20 protein-coding genes and 1 pseudogene are annotated in these 20,423 nt (G+C 67.2%); 18 read left to right on the plus strand and 3 right to left on the minus strand.

What is annotated here, in order from left to right; translation table 11 throughout:
- The 13 genes and pseudogenes from Q1V87_RS04855 to Q1V87_RS04910 form a co-directional block, all read left to right on the plus strand.
- The coding region (locus Q1V87_RS04855; protein WP_300591079.1) for a UDP binding domain-containing protein at positions 1-654 on the plus strand (654 nt) is incomplete at its 5' end.
- A gap of 142 nt (positions 655-796) precedes the next feature.
- Positions 797-1,192, plus strand: coding sequence for a hypothetical protein (locus tag Q1V87_RS04860; RefSeq protein ID WP_300591080.1), 396 nt, complete (start codon positions 797-799; stop codon positions 1,190-1,192).
- Positions 1,193-1,450: 258 nt separating this feature from the next.
- Positions 1,451-1,978, plus strand: a pseudogene (locus Q1V87_RS16270) (glycosyltransferase); the annotation flags it as partial.
- A gap of 124 nt (positions 1,979-2,102) precedes the next feature.
- Positions 2,103-2,507, plus strand: coding sequence for a hypothetical protein (locus Q1V87_RS04865; protein WP_300591081.1), 405 nt, complete (start codon positions 2,103-2,105; stop codon positions 2,505-2,507).
- Positions 2,504-3,487, plus strand: a complete 984-nt coding sequence (locus Q1V87_RS04870; RefSeq protein WP_300591082.1) for a right-handed parallel beta-helix repeat-containing protein — start codon at positions 2,504-2,506, stop codon at positions 3,485-3,487. The genes Q1V87_RS04865 and Q1V87_RS04870 overlap by 4 nt, the downstream gene beginning before the upstream one ends.
- A gap of 255 nt (positions 3,488-3,742) precedes the next feature.
- Positions 3,743-4,717: a hypothetical protein gene (locus Q1V87_RS04875; protein ID WP_300591083.1), complete on the plus strand. Its 975-nt coding sequence runs from the start codon at positions 3,743-3,745 to the stop codon at positions 4,715-4,717.
- A gap of 398 nt (positions 4,718-5,115) precedes the next feature.
- Positions 5,116-5,427 carry a hypothetical protein gene (locus tag Q1V87_RS04880; protein ID WP_300591084.1) on the plus strand — a complete coding sequence of 104 codons (312 nt, stop codon included), beginning with the start codon at positions 5,116-5,118 and terminating at the stop codon, positions 5,425-5,427.
- A 270-nt stretch (positions 5,428-5,697) separates the two neighbouring features.
- On the plus strand, positions 5,698-7,110 hold the full coding sequence (locus Q1V87_RS04885) for an HNH endonuclease signature motif containing protein (protein ID WP_300591085.1): 1,413 nt from the start codon (positions 5,698-5,700) through the stop codon (positions 7,108-7,110).
- 214 nt (positions 7,111-7,324) lie between these two features.
- Positions 7,325-7,639 carry a hypothetical protein gene (locus Q1V87_RS04890; protein ID WP_300591086.1) on the plus strand — a complete coding sequence of 105 codons (315 nt, stop codon included), beginning with the start codon at positions 7,325-7,327 and terminating at the stop codon, positions 7,637-7,639.
- Between the two features lie 59 nt (positions 7,640-7,698).
- Positions 7,699-9,534, plus strand: coding sequence for a hypothetical protein (locus tag Q1V87_RS04895; protein WP_300591087.1), 1,836 nt, complete (start codon positions 7,699-7,701; stop codon positions 9,532-9,534).
- 25 nt (positions 9,535-9,559) lie between these two features.
- Positions 9,560-9,772 carry a CopG family transcriptional regulator gene (locus tag Q1V87_RS04900; RefSeq protein ID WP_300591088.1) on the plus strand — a complete coding sequence of 71 codons (213 nt, stop codon included), beginning with the start codon at positions 9,560-9,562 and terminating at the stop codon, positions 9,770-9,772.
- Entirely contained in the window at positions 9,769-10,176 is a 408-nt protein-coding gene (locus tag Q1V87_RS04905) for a PIN domain-containing protein (RefSeq protein WP_300591089.1), read from the plus strand. The genes Q1V87_RS04900 and Q1V87_RS04905 overlap by 4 nt, the downstream gene beginning before the upstream one ends.
- A gap of 118 nt (positions 10,177-10,294) precedes the next feature.
- A complete protein-coding gene (locus Q1V87_RS04910) occupies positions 10,295-11,944 on the plus strand; it encodes a VWA domain-containing protein (RefSeq protein ID WP_300591090.1) in 1,650 nt (549 codons plus the stop codon).
- On the opposite strand, the gene Q1V87_RS04915 is transcribed toward Q1V87_RS04910, so the two are convergent.
- On the minus strand, positions 11,945-12,958 hold the full coding sequence (locus Q1V87_RS04915; protein WP_300591091.1) for a hypothetical protein: 1,014 nt from the start codon (positions 12,956-12,958) through the stop codon (positions 11,945-11,947).
- A gap of 29 nt (positions 12,959-12,987) precedes the next feature.
- Positions 12,988-14,205: a bifunctional phosphopantothenoylcysteine decarboxylase/phosphopantothenate--cysteine ligase CoaBC gene (gene coaBC, locus Q1V87_RS04920; protein WP_300591092.1), complete on the minus strand. Its 1,218-nt coding sequence runs from the start codon at positions 14,203-14,205 to the stop codon at positions 12,988-12,990.
- Between the two features lie 36 nt (positions 14,206-14,241).
- Here coaBC and Q1V87_RS04925 point away from each other — a divergent pair, with 36 nt between their 5' ends.
- From Q1V87_RS04925 to Q1V87_RS04945, 5 genes are all read left to right on the plus strand, one after another.
- Positions 14,242-14,955: an NRDE family protein gene (locus Q1V87_RS04925; protein WP_300591093.1), complete on the plus strand. Its 714-nt coding sequence runs from the start codon at positions 14,242-14,244 to the stop codon at positions 14,953-14,955.
- Between the two features lie 96 nt (positions 14,956-15,051).
- The gene (locus Q1V87_RS04930; protein WP_300591094.1) at positions 15,052-15,741 is read left to right on the plus strand and encodes a DUF2510 domain-containing protein; all 690 of its coding nucleotides are present in this window, start codon (positions 15,052-15,054) and stop codon (positions 15,739-15,741) included.
- A gap of 67 nt (positions 15,742-15,808) precedes the next feature.
- The gene (locus Q1V87_RS04935) at positions 15,809-17,203 is read left to right on the plus strand and encodes a sugar transferase (RefSeq protein WP_300591095.1); all 1,395 of its coding nucleotides are present in this window, start codon (positions 15,809-15,811) and stop codon (positions 17,201-17,203) included.
- Between the two features lie 108 nt (positions 17,204-17,311).
- On the plus strand, positions 17,312-18,208 hold the full coding sequence (locus Q1V87_RS04940; protein WP_300591096.1) for a type II CAAX endopeptidase family protein: 897 nt from the start codon (positions 17,312-17,314) through the stop codon (positions 18,206-18,208).
- 195 nt (positions 18,209-18,403) lie between these two features.
- On the plus strand, positions 18,404-19,393 hold the full coding sequence (locus Q1V87_RS04945; protein ID WP_300591097.1) for a hypothetical protein: 990 nt from the start codon (positions 18,404-18,406) through the stop codon (positions 19,391-19,393).
- A 226-nt stretch (positions 19,394-19,619) separates the two neighbouring features.
- Here the strand turns inward: Q1V87_RS04945 and Q1V87_RS04950 are convergent.
- A partial coding sequence (locus Q1V87_RS04950) for a universal stress protein (protein ID WP_300591098.1) occupies positions 19,620-20,423 on the minus strand: 804 nt, incomplete at its 5' end.

Below are 20,423 nucleotides of genomic sequence, written 5' to 3' on the forward strand. Positions count from 1 at the left end.
ATCAACGCGATGGCCGAGATCGCGGAGGTCGTCGGCGCTGATGTCACCCAGCTCGCCGACGCGATCGGACACGACGCCCGCATCGGCCGCAAGTTCCTCGGTGCCGGCATCGGCTTCGGTGGCGGATGCCTCCCCAAAGACATCCGCGCCTTCGCCGCCCGCGCCGAAGAGCTCGGCAGGGGTGAATCGGTAGCGTTCCTGCGGCAGATGGACGAGATCAACCTGCGTCGCCGCGACCGTGCCGTGCAGCTGGTCACCGACGCCCTGGGCGGATCGGTGTTCAAAAAGAACATCACCGTGCTCGGTGCCGCGTTCAAACCCTTCAGTGACGACATCCGCGACTCCCCTGCCCTCGATGTCGCGGTGCGCCTGCACGGCCTGGGCGCCTGGGTCACGATCACCGACCCCGAAGCGATCGAAAACGCCAAGGCGAAGCATCCGCAACTGAACTACGTCGACGACCGCGACGAAGCCCTGCGGGGAGCGGATGCCGTGCTCGTCGTCACCGAATGGGACGAGTACCGCCGCCAGATGGCACCCGAACACGTGTCGACCCTCACCGAGGGCCGGGTGATCGTCGACGGACGCAACTGCCTGGATGCCGCCGCCTGGCGCGCCGCCGGCTGGACCTACTACGGCATGGGCCGCCCTTAAGCTGCGACGCACACCGACAGCAACCTGGGATACTCGACCTGAGCCCCGAACGGGCAACAGGCAAGGCGGTTCATGCACGGTATTCGGGCGCTCATCGCGGTGACGGTCATCGCGCTCTCCACGGGCGCGCTCACGGCGTGCGTTGCCGACGCCCCTGAGCAACCCGAAGCGAGTTCGTCATCCCTGGCTCTTCCGGTCAACCCGGCGTGCCCGCCCGACTCCAAGCGGCGAGATTCGCGGCAGCTCGCTCACGTTCACCGGGGGTGACGAGGTCGAGTCCGCGGTGAACCTCAAGGGCAATGCCTGGATCGTCGATGCCAATACGATCGACGCCGCCTCCAGCGACGGGATCCGCATCCACTCGATCCTTGACGGGTGGGGGGCATCCAACGTCATCACGGCCAATACGATCAGCGCCGCGCCGGGCAGGCTCGGCATCGAAGTGGTCGGCGCCGCGCCAGAACTGGGAAACATCGTCGGATGCGGCAACCTCACACCCTCGGGCGTGGCGGTCCCCACGAACGTCGCCTGCCAGTAGCCGCAGAGGTTACCGCCCCGTAACGTCCGCGAAAGCCCCCGCTCACACGGCGTCACTACCGTCGCGAGCGGGGGAACAATCGCCATGCGCTCGGGGGTGAGCTAAGCGTTGCCGGAGTCGTTGATTCAGTACGTGGCGTGGGCGCTGCCGTTCGGCCTCCTCGGGGTCATCTCATGGGGCCTCTGGGGCACCCGCAAATTCCTCTCCGCGATTACGCGACCCACCGTCAACGACTTCCGCACGACAGCAACGATCGTGGTGCCGTCGTACCACGAAGACCCCGACGTTCTCATTCGCTGCCTGGGCACGTGGCTGCGTCAGAACCCGAGCCGGATCATCATCGTGCTTGATGTCGCCGACACTGAAGCGCAGCGCCGAATCGAGGCTCTTGGGCATCCGAACGTCGACGTGCAGATGTTCCAGCACCGGGGAAAGCGCTCCGCGCTCGGACACGGCATTCGCCTGTGCGACACCGAACTGATCATCCTGATCGACTCCGACACGGCGTGGGAGGACGACATGTATGAGCACATCCAGATGCCCTTCATCGACCCCGCCGTCGGAGCCGTCAGCACCCGCCAGAATGTCTACCTTCCGAAGACCAGCGTCTGGCGCCGCGTCGCCGACTGGATCATCGACCTGCGTTACTACGACTACGTGCCCGCGATGGGTCGCTACGGCGGGGTGATCATGGCGTCAGGACGCACCGCCGCCTGCCGCCGATCGCTCATTCAACCCCGCGTGTACGACCTCGAGCACGAGTACTTCTTGGGCAAAGAGTGCATCGCCGGAGACGATGGCCGGCTCAGGTGGCTCGTCATCTCACAGGGGTTCCGCGTCGCGCACCAAAGACAGCGCCCGCGCCCTGTCGATGTTCCCGAGCACCTTTCGTGCATTCGTCAAGCAGCGCGTGCGATGGAGCCGCAACTCGTACCGGTGCTACCTCACCGCCATCCGACATGGCTGGGTCTTCCGCACGCCGATCATTTCTCAGCTCACCGTCATGCAGATCCTTCTGACCCCGTTCACGATGTTCGTTGCGCTTGCGTACGTGTTTCTGTCTCTTCGCAGCGAACGACCGCTTCTCGCACTGGGACTCGCCATCATCTGGGTCTCGCACCTCTGGCGACGCCCCGAAGACATCTGGCTGCTGCCGCTGGTCACGGGCGTCATCATCCTTGTCGCGCTGCCGATCAAGCTCTATGCGCTGATCACGATGAACAAGCAAGGGTGGCTCACTCGAACCGCAGACACGCAGGGCGGCGAGGGACAGTCCGAGGCAAGCCTCACAAGACCGGCTGACGCGCCAGCATGACGGCCGACCGCGACAGGCCCACGTTCACCGCCGAAGAGCGCGGTGAAACGTCGGTGCCCGTCCGCTGGCTCGCCCGCACGATCATGATCATCGCGATCGGTGTGCTAGTCGTCGCTGTCGTGATCGTCGGCAACATCGTCGCCGGCGATGGCATGCCCTGGACCTTCGGGCCGACGGATGCCGAGACCCGACCCCTCGGCTCGGCAACCACAGAGACCGTGGGGTCGGACGAGCCAGATCCGGCAGCCCTCGTGGATGCCGAGGACGAGCGCCTCCGAGCCATGAGCGCCGTTTCCACCAGCGGCGGCATCGTCGCCGCCCCCGAATACAACACGGTGGTTCTCGGCGCAAGACCAAGCGCTTACACCGTCGACGACCTCGTGTCAGCCGGTGCGGCATCCGGGCTCGACGATGGAACCATCGAGCTCACCCGTCACATCGTCGTCCGAGCAGGCGCCGTCCTCAACCTCGACCTTCCGGGCGAGACGCTGCGTATGGCCAGCGACTCCGACGGGTTCGTCAGCCTCGTGGCGTGGGGCGGAGCGCTGCAACTTACCGGCGATGCCGACCGGCCGCTGACCCTGGTCGGGTGGGATGCTGAGGGCGCGGCACCCGACACGACCACCGCTGACGGCCGCGCCTACGTGCGAGCCCGCAACGGCACCATCACGGCCGCGAACGTCGCCTTCGACAGTCTCGGCTTCTGGAGCGGGCGCACCGGAGGCGTCGCCGTGACCGCCACCGACAGCGGAACCGCCGCCGGAAGCTTCTCCCGCACCATTCACTTCGGGTTGCACACCGGACTCTTCCTGTCTGGGGTCACCGGCGTCACGGTCGACGGGGCCGAGATCATCAACACAGTTGAGAACGGCATCGCCGTGACAAACGGCAGCAGCGACACGGTGATTTCGAGCACGACGATCACTCGCTCGGCGCCAGCGCAATCTCCATGGATAAGCGCAGCCGCAACCTCACCGTGACCGGATGCACACTCACGGGCTCGCAGCGCTTCGGTGTCGAAGCCGACGGAAGCGCCCTCGCTGACGGCCCGAACCCCGAGGGATACGGGCTTGATCACGCTGCCGGGTTGACCATCACTGCGACGTCGGTGTCGGGACGGCATACGTGCGGTTGCCATTGATGCGGCGGAGTACGTCCAGCTCTCCGTCGAAGAGCACTCCACCCCACTTGAGCTTCTCGGGCCGGCCGACGACGTGCGCGTCGCGGACGGAACATTGACCTCCACCGGCGGCGTCGCCCTCTTCATTGCCGACTCGGTGACGGATGCCGTCGTGACCGGCATGACGCTTACCGGCACTGACGGGGCGGTCTCGGTGGCGGATGCCGCCGTGACCCTTACCGACAACACGGTCCAGGTGTCAGGAAGTGGCCACGCGGTCTCGATCGACGGGGCCTCTACCGTGTCCGCAAGCCGCAATGCGCTAGCGGGCGTCGGGGCAGGTGCTATCGCATCCGGGCCCCGGGCCGACGTATCGGCCGAGGGGAACGATGAGTCGGCCTGGACATACGAGCTCGAAGCCGTGAAGTGGCTCAACCGGCATCCGATGGGATGGATGTGGGCGCTCGTCCTGGTCATCCCCGCAATCGGCGTACCCCTCATCGCACGACGGAACCGCAAACACCGTGAGTTGCGAGCACTTTTCGAAGACGCCGTCATCCGCTTCGGTGCCGCCCAGATCGAGAGCTATCAGCAGGGTGGAGCGATGCCAGTGTCCGGTGTGAGGCCGGTCGAGCCTGAGCCGGTCCCCACCGCAAGCCCCGTCGAATCCGAGCCGCCTACAGCGATCTCGTCGGACTCTCTGCACCAAGCGGCATCCGAGCACACACCGCAGCCTGCCCCTTTGCCTCAGCCGAGCCCGGGACCGACCCCTCCAGTCGTTTCGCACCCGGCGCCTCCCACGAACCCCTATGTTGTCCGAGCCGGATCGCCCCCCGCGGCGCCGTCCGCCGCCGAGCAAGCGACAGCCGCTTCGCCCGGACCGCACCGCCACCACCCGCGAAGCTTCGCCGACCTGCGAGTTGGACCTCTCGCGAACCGTGAGTTCGCCTCACTCCAGGAGTTCGCCGTCGCCGCCGTGCTGGAAGCCGGTTACCCCCTGCGGACGGTTAGTGCCCTGTTCCGGATACCGTCGTGGAGACTCGAGGTCTGGGTGAACGAAGCAGCGCAGTCGCGTGCTCGGGGATGGTGAGTCTCGACCTCGCCAAGATCGAGGGCACCGGATTCGCGCCACGAGACTGGCGCGAATCTCTGCAGGACTTCCTTTCGCCCTGACGTGCGACGCGGTGACGCTGATCGACGTTGCGCGCGGCGACCTTGTCTCGGCGGGACGCATGCACCATTGCGCTGAAACGACGCGATTCACCTCGCGACTGCTCTCCGCGTGGGCGTCGACGAGATATTCACCTACGACGGGGAGTTTTCGGCGGCAGCCCGGCGATCAGGGCTGCGCGCGCTCACCTCGGCGTAGAGCCGCACTTCTCCTCCCCAGGCGGCTCCCGCGCGGCGACGTCTGCCACGTACGGCGCCATTCGAGCTCGCGAGGGCGGACCGGTGGCATCCTGAATCGCGATACCGCACACTGGGACGGTGACCGTCGTGACCGAACCGCAGAGCTGGGTGCTCATCGGCATCTTCGCGACCATCATGCTCGGCGGGCTGACGCTGTCTACGAACCTCATCATGCGCACAGTGACCGCGAGCATCTCGGGGATCGAAGGCCGACTCGCGGGCCGCATCGATGGGTTGGAAGGGCGCATCGACGGGCTCGACACGAAGATCGAGAGCCTTCGCGGCGAGATGAACGCCCGATTCGACGCGATGGGAACCCGCATCGACCACCTCGACCGCGACGTTGCCGCGCTGAGCCGACGCGTGTGGGGCGAGCCCTCAGGAGAATAGGCATCCGCCACAGGGACTGCCAAGCACGGCCGCAGCACCGCCCAGCAGATCGACCACTGGGCGCGTAGCGGTCAGCAGCTTGAGCCGCGTCGGCCTGACGACCCACCGAGTCATCGAGGATGTGCTCACTAGTCGACGCATATTCGTATCTATGTTCTACGGTCTTCCCAGGAGGCGTCAGCGGATGCTCATAGATCCAAAGCATTGCAAGTTATCCACATTTGCTGCCGTTCCAGAGTCAATGTCGGAGGTCGGTGTCATGATTAGTACATGCATTCGAACGGAGTCATCGAGTTCAGCGAGGCGCAAGCCGCCGAGCTGACCTCGATCCTCGCTGCCGTTCAGCAGGCGGATGCCGCGCTTGCCGCCGCCGAAGCGGCCCGCGTGCGCGCTCTGGCTCGCGCGGGCGAGTTGGCTCGTGAGCTTGCCGCGGGCAAGCCGTCCCGGGTGCGCGAACACGACATGGCGCTGCGCAGCATCGCCGCCACGATCGGGGTTCCGGCGCGCGTATCAGACCGGTCGATGCAACGCCAGATCGGCGAAGCGACACGGCTCGCCGAGCGCTACCCCGGCACCCTCGAAGCCCGCGGCCTGGGTGAGATAACCCGCCAGCACGTCTATGCGATTCAGGATGCCGCCGCCGACCTCCCCGACGAAGCCGTCGCCGCTTTCGAAGCCGAGGCGCTCGAGCGGTGCCGTCGCGACACCGTCGGTCGAGTGAAGGCCGAACTCGAAATCCTCGCCCAACGGATGCATCCGCGCAGCTTCGTCGAGCGCCACGCCTCCGCGCGCGAAGACCGCCGCATCACTGTCAGCCCCCTGCCCGACGGGATGTCGTCGCTGTACATGGTCGCGCCGACGCCCGTGATCGCGGGCATCGACGACCGCATGAACCAGATGACTAACGTCATCCTCGACGTACGCAACGCGGCCAAGGCTGCAGCCGGCGCTCCGGCAGGCGACGGCGCCCGAATCCCGGCCGACATCCTCGCCACCGACACCCGCACCCGCGCTCAGATCCGCGCCGACATCGCAGCCGACATCCTCCTCACCGGATCCCCCTTCGCCGACCCCACCGTCACCGGCGACGGACCCGGCACACTCGGCGCGATCCGCGCGAAGATCCAGGTCGTCGTTCCAGCCCTCAGCCTCCTCAAGCCCGAGGGCGACGAGAACGGCCACGCAGAACCCGCCGACCTCGTCGGCTACTCCCCCATCGACGCCGAAACCGCCCGCGCCATCGCAGAAGCCTGCGACACCTGGTGGGAACGCCTCGTCACCCACCCCGTCACCGGCGTCGTCCTCCACACCAACGGTTACCAGCGCTCCGCTGCCATCGACCGACACCTACGAGCCCGCGACCGGCACTGCCGATTCCCCGGATGCCGACTCCCCGCCATCCGCTGCGAGGTCGATCACACCATCGACCACGCCCTCGGCGGCAAAACGGATGTCTGCAACCTCGCCCACCTCTGTCAGCGACATCATTCGATGAAGCAATTCGCCGGTTGGAAAGTCAGACAGCTCGAGGGCGGCATCCTCGAATGGACCTCACCGGTCGGAATCACCTACACCGACTACCCGCCCACACCCGGGGTTCATTTCGCGCCCGATCCCTATGTTTCGGAAGATCCACCACCCCCGGAGGACCCACCCGCCGACGCCTCCGACGCACCCTTCTGACGTATCTCACGCGCCGACACTCCGCCCCGGGAACCGGGGCTGCCCAGGCGATGCGCCCCGCCCTCGCGCGCTGTGCTGGCAGTCACCCGTCGCACCGCTCCTCCCCAGCGCCTTCCTAACAGCCGAACAGCCCTAGGAGACCCCGCGAGCTCCCGTCGGCGCGGGAACCTTGGCATCCTGATGTGACCTGCCGCACACTGGAAAGGTGACCGTCGTGACCGAACCCCAGAGCTGGGTCCTCATCGGCCTCTTTGCCACGCTCATGCTCGGCGGCATGACCGTCATGACAACCCTCCTCACCCGCACCATGACCGCTTCCATCAACGGACTACGCGGCGAGATGAACGGGCTGCGCGGCGAGATGAACGGCCGCTTCGACGGACTCCGCGGCGAAATGGACGCATCGATCAGCGGACTCCGCACAGAAATGAACGCCCGGTTCGACGCGATGGGCACCCGCATCGACCACCTCGACAAAGACATCGCCGCACTCAGCCGCCGAGTCTGGGGCGAACCCTCCGGCGAATAGCACCGCAACCACCCGCAACCGCCCGCACACAGCCACACGGCCGGTAACCCTGGAGACTCATGTCCAAACGCAAGAAGGCACCATCCGGCAACCCCGCGAATCGCGGCCTGTCCTTCGTCGACCGCAGCATCGCCCGCGACTTCGAACGGTGGCTCGCAGCATCCGACGCCTCGCTCTGCGACCCACAGACCGCAGTCCGAGCACGTGGGCACCTTTTCGCACTCGTCAAAAGATCCGGACTCGACATTCTCGAGCCCAGCGACGTCGCCGACATCGCCGACATGCTCCTCGACCTCGGCCCGAGCGCCACCGGCATGGTCGACCTCTTCCACGACTACGTGCACTTCCGTCTCGAGACCTCCCGCGACCCGCGCTGGACCCAGGCCCACGACGAACTCGAAGACGTGCTCAGCGGAGACTCCGGAATCACCGCCATGCTCGAGGCCATCATCGCGGATGCCGAAACTCGCGACCCCGCAACCACCACCGACGCCCTCGCCCGCACGAAGGTCATCGCCGCAGTGACGACACTCCTCGACTGGGTCGGCGCCTCCCGCCCCATCACCGACACGGGCGCCCTGCGCCTGTCCGACATCGAACCCGCCGCAGCCGCCCTCAGACTCCGTGCCGTAGGAGTGCGCACCCTCCCAACAAGCGGCGACCTACGCGGCCAAACCGTCATCGCCGACGGCGTCACGTACGTCCAATCAATGTGGCACCTCGAACCGCTCGCCGCCTGGTGGCGGGCACTCCTCGACACTGACGTGCTCGAACTCACGGCATCCCGAGTCCGGCCCGGTCGCGCGTCACAGGAATGGCGCGCCCGGGCGACCCCACCGCTGGATGTCGCATCCGAGCTGGCCGCCCTCGTCGTCGCCGACACCGTGCTCGGCGACCTCCCTCCGAATCCCTCAGCCTGGGACGCATCACTCTTCCGCGTTCGCGTCACACACGCGCTCGCGGCTCTCATGCCCGACGCCGTCGAAGCGCCCGCACCCCGCACCGAGATCGACGAGCTGTTCGTCCCCCGCGTCGAACGCGAGTGGCAGATGCTCGCCGAACTCGGCCTCGCCGAACCGATCCGCAACCACCCCGCGACGCGCTTCATCGTCCCAGATACCCTGCGCGGAGTCTTCGCCACCGGACTGCTCACCGCCCTCGCCGAAGGCGCCGAGCTGTTCGGCGACGTCGACAACAGCACCGACCTCGACGACGTCGACACGGATGCCGAGGGCAACCCCTTCGCCGACCCCGCCCTGCGCGCCCGGATGGCAGAACTCGGCGTCATCCATAAGCCCGGAATGGCCGCTGAACTCATGGCAGAGCTCGCCCCGCTGCTCGCCGAGGACGGCATCGACCTCGAAAACGGCATCGCCCCCGATCTCGACACACTCAACGCCGCGCTCGCCCGCGCCACCGAACGCCGCAACCTCGAACGCTTCACGCCCGTCGGCGACGACCGCTCCCGCGCGATTACCGTCCTACGCCTGACCGCAGATGCACTGAACACCGACAACCTCGACCTGGCCCGAGCTCTCATCGAGTCGGTACCACCCGACCCCGAGCCCGGCAGCACCATGCCCGCCGTCTCCCACGTCATCGGCGCCGGCCTCGGCGCCCTCGACACCTGGTCGAAGCACGCCGGCAGGCACTACCTGCGCACACGGATGCCGCACCTCAGCACCCACGCCGACGCGGCAGCCGAAGACATCCTTCGCCGCGCGGCCCACGGCCGAGCCTTCGACGCACTGTCACAGCTCATCGGCCGCTACCGCGGCAAGCTCGTCCTCGAAGCCACGGCCGTCGCCGTCGCTGCCGGCGTCCATGCCCTCGCCGACGCCGACGGCACAGACACACAGTCCGCCCTCGCGCGCTATCTCACCAGCGAGCAATAGTGCCACCGGTAGTACCATATGTGGCATGGTCAAGACCACGCTGTACCTTCCGGACGACCTGAAGCGCGCCATCGAGCTCGAGGCATCACGGCAGGGCAGCTCGGAGGCCGACGTCATCCGCTCAGCCCTTCGGGACGGTCTCGCCCGAACGAGCCGCAAGCCGCGCGGCGCTCTCTTTTCGGGCAGCGAACCGATCGCCGAACGAGCCGACGAACTCCTGGCAGGGTTCGGCGAGTGATCGTCGATACCAGCGCGCTCCTGGCCTACTTCGACGCTAACGAGCCGAGGCACGCCGATGTGGCTCGCGTCATCGACAGCGCAGACGGCCCACTCATTGTCTCGCCCTACGTGATCGCCGAACTCGACTACCTGGTCCTCACTCGACACGGGACGGATGCCGAAGTCGCGGTACTCGAAGAACTCGCATCGGGCGCCTGGGAACTGGCCGAGATGACCAGTGCGCGCATCCGGGCCGCGACCGACATCGTGCACCGCTACGCCGACCAGCCGATCGGCCTCACGGATGCCTCCAACATCGTGCTCGCGAGCGCTTACCGCACCCGCCAGATCGCCACCCTGGATCGGCGACACTTCGAGGTTCTGCGCTTCGACGACCACACCGCCGTCGACATCCTCCCGTAACGCGCGCCGAAGTGAGCAACAGCTCCGCCGCGACCCGCTACCGCTATGGGCGCCGCGCTCATCGCAACCGTCGCCCTCAGCGCGCCGGAGGCCGTAACCTACCCGAGGGGGTATCTCGATGGCTCGAACGTACGCAAAGATCGGCCACACCGGGCGCGCAACCAAGCTCGCCGTGGTCACGGGCGCCGCTCTGCTCATAGCAGCCGCGCTCGCCGGGCCACCGGCACACGCAGCGACCGGCGACGACATCCCACCGACCGTGATCATCCTCGACGCTTCCGGATCGATGATCCGAGAGACCTCGCCCGGAGTCACGCGAATGGATGTCGCCAAGCAAGCCACCATCGCGACCCTCGAAGCGCTCCCCCAGAGCGCAGAGGTCGGCCTCCTCGTCTTCGGAACGGGCACCGGGAACTCGGATGCCGAGCGCGCATCGGGATGCCAAGACGTCAAGACCCTCTCTTCCCTTCAGCCGATGAACCTCGACTCGCTCCGAGCATCCGTCAACGGTGTCATCCAATCCGGATTCACCCCGATCGGGCCGGCCCTGGGCATCGCGATGTCGATGCTCCCGCCCGGCCAACCCGGAAACATCGTGCTGATCTCCGACGGCGTCGACACCTGCGCGCCGCCGACGTCGTGCGAGGTCGCAGCCGACCTGCACCGCGAGAACCCGCTCGTAAGCATCAATGTCGTAGCGTTCGGCGTCGACCAAGACGAAGAGGCGCAACAGCAGATGACGTGCATCGGCGGTGTCGGCGGCGGCACCGCGGTCACAGCATCCAACCCCGACGAACTCTTCGCACGCCTCAAAGCGGCAACCCTCAACGACACGACAGTGCTGAGCGCGCGCGGATTCCACGGCGTCCAGCTCGGCATGACCTTCTCAGAAGTCCGCAGCAACGTCGACGACGTCCGAATCGTCGAATCCACCGTGCGTGACGGCGTACGAATCATCGTGATCGACTGCGGCTGGGGAACTGTCGAGTTGCACGATGACCGTGTCTACGCGATCACCCCCACCGATGAGACAACAGTCACCGCGGAACGTTTCGGCCCCGGAAGCTCCCGCGCATCCCTCGAAGCGACCTATGGCGCACCCGTCGCAAGCGACGATGACGTGCCCGGCACGGCCATCTATCGAGCTCAGCGCGGCAGCGCCGTCGGCTACCGCGTCACCTACGACCCGACGACCGACACGGTTCGAACCATCGTCGTATGCCGATGCATCATCGGGTCATCCTCTGTCGTCGACGCCGGCCTGTGGCAGGTCGACTTCGACGGCATCGGCCCCCTCACCCTCGGCATGACCGAGTCGGAAGCAGCCGCCGCCGCGCCCGATCTCACGCAGATCCGAGACGGCGAGTGGGAAATCCCACAGATCGGACTGTCAGCCGTCTTCCACGACGGCACGCTGTGGTCGATCTTCGTGTCACGGGCCCCGTCGAGCTTCGGAGAGAGCATTTCGGGCGCATTCCTGCCCAACGCCCGCGGCATCCGTCTGGGAAACCTCAGCGGAGACCTCGGAGCCGTCTTCCCCGGCGGGATGTACCGGTCGTACGCAGTCGCGGGCTCGACGCAGTACCTGGTCGCCGACCGATCCGGCCACCTGATCACATTTACAGCTCAAGGCTCATCGATCTCCACCGACGGCTCGATGGACGACACAATGGCGAACTCAATGGCGCGCCTCGAACTCACCGATATCAGCGTCGAGGATGCTTCTCGCACCCTCTCATCAGTCGTCCACGACGAGATCTTCGGCTGATCAGAGCAACGCCAGCTGATCTGCCAAGGACGCGAACGCGTCATTGCGCTGCGTAACGACGGTGGCAATGATCTCCGACAGACCCGAGCCCGCCGAGAACCGGTCGTCCCACTCCACACCCACCGTGGTCACGGTGTTGCCCTCCATGCTCAACAGCTGGAGGGTGTCGTCGCCTCGTTGCGTGGGCGCATCACTGTCGACGGTTCGGCGAACGGCGATCAGGGAGTCTGTACCCGCGGGCACATCGAGCGGTTCGATGCGGATACGCCCGTACTCCTCGTCATCGGACCCGAGAATGGCGAAATCCGCGCATACGTCGACCGTGTCGCTATACGCCCCGAAGTAGTGCTCGGCTTCATCGCCCGTCGGAAACCCACGCACCGCGACGGCACCGGTATCCCAGGAAGCTGTGCGCAGACCCACGACCGCCCAGTCATCGCCCCAGAACCACATGGAGCATTCCTCCGGCCCCGTGTGTACACCCTCACCTTCGCCGATACCACCGAGCTCCGCGCTGCGAGCGACGGAACCGGCCTCAGGGAACAACGCGCGCAACTGGCTGTCGTCGGGGAGGAACCACTCCAACTCGTCGCCGACGAAGACCTCGGGCCCATCGAGCTCGGGTCGTTCCGCGTCCGCCGCCGTCCCCGTATTTGAGAACGACGCCGCACCACCGCCCAGAACACCCGACGCTACGAGCGCCCATACGCCACCGACGGCGACGACAACGACGACCGCGGCCGCGACGATCCCGATCCACACGCCGGGGCGAAGCCCCGAGCTCCCGGCAGCCTCGGTGGGCGACGGCGCGGAAGTCGCGTACGCCTCCACCCCAGCATCCGCCGCACCACCCGCCGCAGCAACCGATCGAGCCCACGCCGCGAGTTCCGGATAGCACTGCGGATGAGAAGCGATCTGCGCCGCGAACTCGGGATACTCACCCGCAATGAGAGCGAGAGTCTCGGCATCGGTATCGACCGAATGGAGCGCCTGCCACGCAGCTGTACGATCCATCAGCCGTCCTCCCCCGCGATGCCCTCACCCTATCGACGCGCCGTCACCACCGCATCCCACACGGCATCAGCGACCTCACGCTTCGACCCCGAAGCCTGTGCCGCAACCTCACCCGACCGATCGATCACGACGACTTCGTTGTCCGCGCTCTCGAACCCGCGGGTCCACCCGACCTCGTTCACGACCAGCAGATCGACATCCTTGCGCTCGCGCTTGCGCCGCGCCCGCTCCAGCAACTCATCCCCTGACGAGGTCTCGGCAGCGAACGCCACGATCGTCTGCCCCGGCATCCGCCCGGCTGCAAGACCCGCCACGATGTCGGGATTCTCAACGAGCTCCAGGGTCAGGCGATCCCCCTGGGTCTCCTTCGTGAGCTTCGACTCCGCCACCGCGGCCGGGCGATAGTCGGCAACCGCCGCAGCCATCACGACGACATCAGCAACGGATGCCGCGTCCGTCACGGCATCCCGCATCTCCAGCGCCGTCCCCACCGACACGACCCTCACGCGATCGCTCAGCCCACCGAGCACCTCGCCGTCGATGTGCGCCGCGACGAGCGTCACCTCGGCGCCCCGGTCAGCGGCCGCGACCGCGAGCGCAACCCCTTGCCGTCCACTCGACCGATTCCCGAGGAACCGCACCGGATCCAGCGGCTCCCGCGTCCCACCCGCCGACACGACAACCCGCAGTCCGGCAAGGTCCTGAGCGCGCCCAGGCTCAGCGGCAGTGACCACCGCGAGCGCAGCATCCGCGATCTCGTCAGGCTCGCTCATCCGTCCCGGCCCCGAATCGCCACCGGTCAACGGACCATCGGCCGGCCCGACGACATGCACTCCGCGAGAGCGCAACACCCGCATGTTCTCTTGCGTCGCCAGATGCCGCCACATCTCCGTGTGCATAGCCGGCGCAACCACCACGGGCGCCGTCGTCGCGAGCAGCGTCGTCCCGAGCAGATCATCGGCGAGCCCAGCGGCCATCTTGGCGAGGGTGTTCGCGGTGGCCGGCGCGACGATCACGAGATCCGCCCGTTGCCCGAGCGACACGTGCCGCACCGTCGCGACATCCTCATGCACCGATGTCGTCACAGGATTCCGGCTGATCGCCTCCCACGTGGGCTTCCCGACGAACCGCAGGGCATCCTCGGTCGGCACGACGTGCACCTCATGGCCCTCGCCGATCAGGCGCCTGACCAGATGTACCGTCTTGTATGCGGCGATTCCGCCCGTGACACCGACGACAACGAACACGCGCCCAGTCTTCCACGACTGACGCAGGGAACCCCCATGTGCACTGTCATCATCGACGTCCCCACCGACCCAGGCACGCCCGTGCGCCTCCTCGCGATCCGTGACGAAGACCCCACCCCCCCCAGGAACCCCCACGGACACTGGTGGCCGCAGCATCCGTCGATCCTCGGCGTGCAAGACATCCGCGCCGGTGGCGCCTGGCTCGCAGCGGATGCCGACACCCACCGCCTCGCGGTCCTGCTCAACCGTGCCGGCGGCGATGACCTCCCCGACTCCGCGGTCGTCTCGCGCGGCACCCTCCCCCTCGACGCGGTCCTCGGCACCTCCCCCGGCAAGCACCCCGCGATGCGCGGTTTCAACCTGCTCGAGGTCGACGCCACCTCCGCCCGCGTCATCTCGTGGGACGGCGCCCACCGCCGCGAGACCGAGATCGAACCCGGCATCCACATGATCGCCCACGACGACGTCGACGACCCGGCCACCGCCCGCATCTCGCATTGGCTCGAGCACTTCCGCCTCGCCGCACCGGAGTCGGGTGACGAGTGGTACCGACCCTGGCTAGAGATCCTCGAGCGCAGCACCGCCCTCGGCCCCGTCGACGAGCGTGCCATCATCCGCGACAACCGGCCCCTGGGCTACCCGACGCTCTCGCTCCTGGTCTGCGCGGCATCCGTAGGACCAGACGGCGTCGCGGTCGGTTACGCCGAACTCCCCGCACCCGGCGCGTGGGGTGACCTCGACCTGCACTGACCGCAGACCGAGGCGCGAACCCGGGGGATAGCCCCCTGACGCCGCATCCGTCGCCGACCTAGAGTGGGGACGGAACTCGCGAACGGGAGCACACTCATGTCGACGCCGCAACAGCCGCAAGCCGGTTGGTACCCCGACCCCCAGACCCCCGGCATCCTCCGTTTCTGGGACGGCGCCACCTGGACAGCGCACACCTCCGCACCCAACCCCGCGCCATCAGCGCCGGCGGCCCCCGCGGTGGCCGCGGTCGCCGAGCCACGCAAGAGTCCGGGCGTCGACACCAACACCGTCTGGATCTGGCTCATCGTGCTGCTGCCGCTGGCCTCATCCCTGCTGGCGCTTCTCGTGCCCTGGCGCTCCATGTTCGCCATGCCGGGCTGGATGGCGTTCAATTCCTACGCGCAGCCCGACAACATGCCCGATATGCGGATGTTCATGCAGCCCTTCGACATCTTCTTCTCGCCCTGGTGGTGGGCGATCATGCTCGTCGGCTGGGCGATCTACGGCTTCAGCGTCTGGTTCGCGTACCTCGACCAGCGAGAACTCCGTAGCCGCGGTATCGACCGCCCCTTCCCGTGGCCGTGGATGTTCCTCTCGATCGTCTATCCGATCGGCCGCATCGTCGTCGCCATCCGCCGCACCGGCGCCGGGTGGGGACCGCTCTGGGGCCTCATCGCAACCCAGGTGGTCGGGATCATCGTCGGTGTCGTGATCTCGACTCAGATCACCCTCGCGACCTTCCAGTTCCTCAGCACGATCGCCCGCTACGGCGGCTACTCGGGCTGACTCCCGGAACCGCAGCAAACGCCCGGTGTCGCGCCAGTGAACAACCGGCGTGTGCAAGGCTGGAGGGGTGCGCTCCACGGGCGAGCCACGACCGTGGCATGAGAGTTACCGCACACGACTGTTGATCAGCGACGCCGTCGTTCTGGTGTGGGTCGTTTACGGTACCCAGATCGTGTGGTTCGGCACCGGCAACGCCCAGCTCTCCCTCCTGCGAGACCTGCGCTTCACTGCCGTGTCGTACTGGCTGGCCTCCGCGATCCTCATCGCACTGTGGCTGCTCGCGCTGAGCCTCGCCGACACCAGAACACCCGGGGTCGTCGGGGTCGGCATGACCGAATACGTCCGCGTCATCGACTCCTCCCTGGTCCTATTCGGCGTCATCGCGATCGTCGCGTTCCTCTTCCGCATCGACATCGCCCGCGGCTACCTGCTCATCAGCCTGCCCGCCGGCATCCTGCTGCTCGTACTCATGAGGTGGCTGTGGCGACAGTGGCTCCTCGCCAAACGCCGCGCCGGGAAGTGCGCCTGGGGTGTGATTCTCGTCGGTTCGTCGACCTCCGTCGACCAAGTGGGCTCCGACCTGCAGCGTCGCCGCGACACCGGCTACCTCGTCGTCGGAGCCGGCCTCCCACCCGACGACCCCGCGGCGGCCATCGCGACAACGGATGCCGACATCCCTGTTCTCGGCACCTTCGACGACCTCACCCGGGTCCTCACCGACACCGGCGCCGACACTGTGCTCGTCACGAGCAGCGATGCGCTCACACCCGACAAGGTCAAGCAGATCTCCTGGAGCCTTGAGACCGGCCGCCAACATCTCCTTCTTGCGCCCGGCATCGCCGACGTAGCCGGCCCCCGCATCCACACCCGTCCGGTTTCGGGCCTGCCGCTCGTCCACGTCGAGACACCGCGTTTCTCGCCCGGCCAACGCTTCGGCAAGCGCATGGCCGACCTCATCGGGTCGCTCGTCGCCGTGATCGTGATCAGCCCCGTGCTCGGCATCCTCGCGCTCGCCCTGAAGCTCTCGTCACCCGGCACGGTATGTGTCCGCGAGACCCGCATCGGCTACCACGGCCGCCCCTTCCGGATGCTCGCCTTCCGAACCACCGGCGAGGGCGTCGACGGCACCTTGACCACGACGGCGCTCGGCAGGTGGATGCATCGCCATACCCTCGACGACCTGCCGCAGCTGTTCAACGTCATCGGCGGATCCATGTCGCTCGTCGGACCCCGCCCGCCCCTACCGAGCGAGGTCGAGACCTACACCGACGCCTCGCTGCGCCGCTTCCTCGTGAAGCCGGGCATCACCGGACTCCAGCCGATCAGCGGCCGCGACAACCTCGCGTGGGAAGACGCGGTGCGCCTCGACCTCTCCTATGTCGAGAACTGGAGCCTTGTCGGTGACGTGGCGATCGTCATGAAGTCCGCCAAGGCGGCCCTCCTCGGCCGCGCCGCCCGCTGATGCGGCACTTTGGTCGCCCTAGCCCACACCGGCCCGCGCCACAAGACCTGGGGCATCCGGCGCCCATTCGCTAGGGTCGGTCGGGACCACCGACCCGGGAGGCCTTCCGTGACCGACACCCACCGTGACAGTTTCGCCGGCGCGATGCGCGAAGCACAGCGCCCCACCGGCCCGCTCGTGGGCTCGATCGTCGCGATCGTCCTCTTCGCGTCGGTGATGGCCACCAGCATCCTGCTCGCCTTCATTCCGGGGATCACGGCTCTCAGCCTCACGATCGCGAGTTCTCTCGCCTTTCTCCCGGTGTGGATCCTGCTGTGGGTGTGGCTGCGATTCAAGGAACGGCGCGCATTCGCGAGTATCGGCTTCCGTTCCCGGTCCGCCGCCCCCCGTCAGATCGCCCGCGGGGCGGCGATCGCCGTCGGCGCCATGTCCCTCGCGGTCGGGGTCGCGGTCCTCACCGGCAACATGCAGTTCTTCCAGACTCCCGACGGGAGCTACGCCGCCTGGACGGCGCTCGGATGGGTGATCTTCGCTCTCGTCGCCTTCACGATCCAGGGGGGCGCCGAAGAACTCATCGCCCGCGGATACCTCCTCCAGTCCTGGATGCCGCGCTTCGGCATCCTCGGCGCGATGATCGCCCAGACCATCTTCTTCACGCTCGCTCACTCCCTCAACACAGGGATGAACATCTTCTCGGCCCTCTCCCTCGTCCTCGTTTCCCTGCTCCTCGGGTTCTGGGCGCTCAGCGAAGGGGGCCTGTGGGGAGTCATCGCGTTCCACGCCACCTGGAACTGGGCGCAGAACAGCCTCTTCGGCATCCCGGTGTCGGGCATCCCGGCCGAAAACTCGCTCCTGACAGTCGGCGAGACGACGGATGCCGATCCCCTCATCTCGGGCGGCCTGTTCGGTCTGGAGGCGAGCATCACCACGGTGGTGATACTCGCGATCATGACCGCTGCCACTGCCGTCTTCTGGGCTCGCGGTCGTAACAATCGCACCAGGTAGGCGGCTGGATCTACGGCGTCCGACGTAGCTTTCGCGCTCGAAATCGTCCGGAAACGACGCAAAAGCCGGGGATCTTTCCTGCCCGAGATGAGAGTTCGCACAGTTTGTCTTGCCGCGCCACGTGGATCGCAGACAATAGTGCTCAACCCGAGAGCACGCAACACGGCTCACCCTGACTCAGCACCAGGTTCGCACATGGACAGCAATTCACTCATCACCCTCATGATCGGCTTCGGCGTCGTCGCCGTGCTGGGACTCGTCGTGGGCTGGGCGATGTGGGAGAGCAACAAGGCCGAGGCGACCTCAGATCGCCGAGAACCCGTCCAGCGCATGCCGCGCTACCCCGACATGAGCAGTCCCGCCGTCACGACAGCGACGGTCCGAACGGTAGCCGGACAGCGACCCGTGACCGGAACGCCGATGACTCACCCGTACGCCATCCCGCAAGCGACGTACCAGCAGCAACCCCAGGCACCCCAGTTCGCCGAGGGAACCACCGAATACGTCTACGCACCAAACCCGTCAGGGCAACCCGTGAACGTGGCAAGCGCCGCGTTCGGTCCTGCCCCAGCCGCCTACGCCCCCGAGCAGCCCGCACAACCACCCGTGCCGCCGCTGCCCGCGGATCACCAGGCGCCCGCCTATCCGACCGTCGATGAGCCGGTCGCGGCAACACCGGCCCCCGCGCCAGCAGCACCCGCTTACACTCCCGCCCCTCCGCCTGCTCCGGCACCCGCTGCCTCGGCACCGGTCGATGCAGCAGCACCGGGAGCGGGATACAAGCAGGCCTATGCCACGCCACCGCGAACATCGTCGACGTCGGTGTTCCGACTTGGTCGGGTGCTGTGGGTCGACGACGACCCCGACAGCCACGTTCCCGATGTCGTTGCCCTGCACCGGATGGGCCTCACGGTCACGGTGGCTCGGCACTGCGAAGCAGCCCTGGCATACCTCGCAGCAGAGAAGTACCTCCTGGTCGTGACCGACTGCGGCCGCGAGGGCGACGCGATGACTGCCGCCGACTTCATCCCCACGGTGCGCCGCAACTATCCCGGCGTCCCGACGATCGCCTACGCCCCGGGCGCCATCGTGACCGGCCCCGGTGCGCCGGAACTGCCGCACGACCAGGTGGTCACCACCCCCGGTGAGCTTCCGAGCGTGGTCGGCAGGTTGCTTGGCCGCTGAACCGGCCCGACCGGGCTGCGGATTATGGCATCCGGAGTGTGCCGTTGACAATCCCCCGGCATGAAGTCGCGAACCATGCCATTCTCATCATGGCAAGACCGCGCGCTGAGTGTTTCGGGTCACTCATCCGCAGCGAAGGTACGCGTCCCGCGTGCAGCCCCCGGCTCGACAGCCCCCCAGATCGAGCCGGGGGCTTTGCCGTTAACGAGACCCGGCGGCTCGCGGGTCAGCGGACCGCAGCGGTAACCGTCGTCAGGTGGTCAAGCACCTGGGTGCTGACCGACCCCAACAGGAACCGGGCGAACCCGGTGCGCCCGTGGGTTCCGACAACCGCAAGGCGAGCGGATGCCGCGACCTCAGCGATCACGGTGGCGGGATCCCCCTCGTCCACGTGTACGACGATCTCGAGGTGCGGGTGATCCTTTCGCACCTCATCGGCCATCGACTGCGCGAAAGCCTCCGTCGTACCCTGCAGATCCGTCAGGTACATGTCGGGGTAGGGCGCGATGTCGCCGGTATAGACGACCGGCATCCACGTCGACACCACAGTGAGCGGCTCGGCGAACCGCGATGCCTCGGCGGCAGCGAAAGCGAGCGCCGCGGTCGAAACCTCCGAACCGTCCACCCCGACGACCACCCCCGTGCGCCCGGTCGTGTCAATGTCGGGCACAACGACAACGGGGCAGTGAGCCCCGGCGACGATCCGTGTGCCGTGCGGCCCGCGATGCTTGTCGGCGCCCCCGGTGTGATCACTGCCGATCACCAAAAGCGCGGCATCCGCTGACGCCTCGACGAGCTCCTTCGTCGGGTTCCCGTGTGTCACCCGAACCGTGACGTCGATGCCACGAGAAGACAGTGCCGCTGCCTCGTTCCGAAGAAACGCCTCCTCGTAGTCGACGGCGCGCTGCACGACCTCCTGCTCACCGACGGCACCCACGGCGCCCCCGACCACGGAAAGCAACTCCAGGCGCGCGCCCGTGCTCGCGGCACGCGCGACTGCCCACTCGATGGCGCGTCGCGAGCCGGGCTT

The organism is Microbacterium sp. (genome assembly GCF_030149085.1).
In the GTDB taxonomy this organism is placed as follows: Bacteria; Actinomycetota; Actinomycetes; order Actinomycetales; family Microbacteriaceae; genus Microbacterium.

Bases quoted from the DNA above. Each gene is read 5' to 3' on its own strand.
- Q1V87_RS04870 (WP_300591082.1), top strand. From the start codon at position 2,504: ATGACGGCCGACCGCGACAGGCCCACGTTCACCGCCGAAGAGCGCGGT.
- Q1V87_RS04885 (WP_300591085.1), top strand. From the start codon at position 5,698: ATGCATTCGAACGGAGTCATCGAGTTCAGCGAGGCGCAAGCCGCCGAG.
- Q1V87_RS04895 (WP_300591087.1), top strand. From the start codon at position 7,699: ATGTCCAAACGCAAGAAGGCACCATCCGGCAACCCCGCGAATCGCGGC.
- Q1V87_RS04900 (WP_300591088.1), top strand. From the start codon at position 9,560: ATGGTCAAGACCACGCTGTACCTTCCGGACGACCTGAAGCGCGCCATC.
- Q1V87_RS04910 (WP_300591090.1), top strand. From the start codon at position 10,295: ATGGCTCGAACGTACGCAAAGATCGGCCACACCGGGCGCGCAACCAAG.
- Q1V87_RS04915 (WP_300591091.1), bottom strand. From the start codon at position 12,958: ATGGATCGTACAGCTGCGTGGCAGGCGCTCCATTCGGTCGATACCGAT.
- Q1V87_RS04925 (WP_300591093.1), top strand. From the start codon at position 14,242: ATGTGCACTGTCATCATCGACGTCCCCACCGACCCAGGCACGCCCGTG.
- Q1V87_RS04930 (WP_300591094.1), top strand. From the start codon at position 15,052: ATGTCGACGCCGCAACAGCCGCAAGCCGGTTGGTACCCCGACCCCCAG.
- Q1V87_RS04945 (WP_300591097.1), top strand. From the start codon at position 18,404: ATGGACAGCAATTCACTCATCACCCTCATGATCGGCTTCGGCGTCGTC.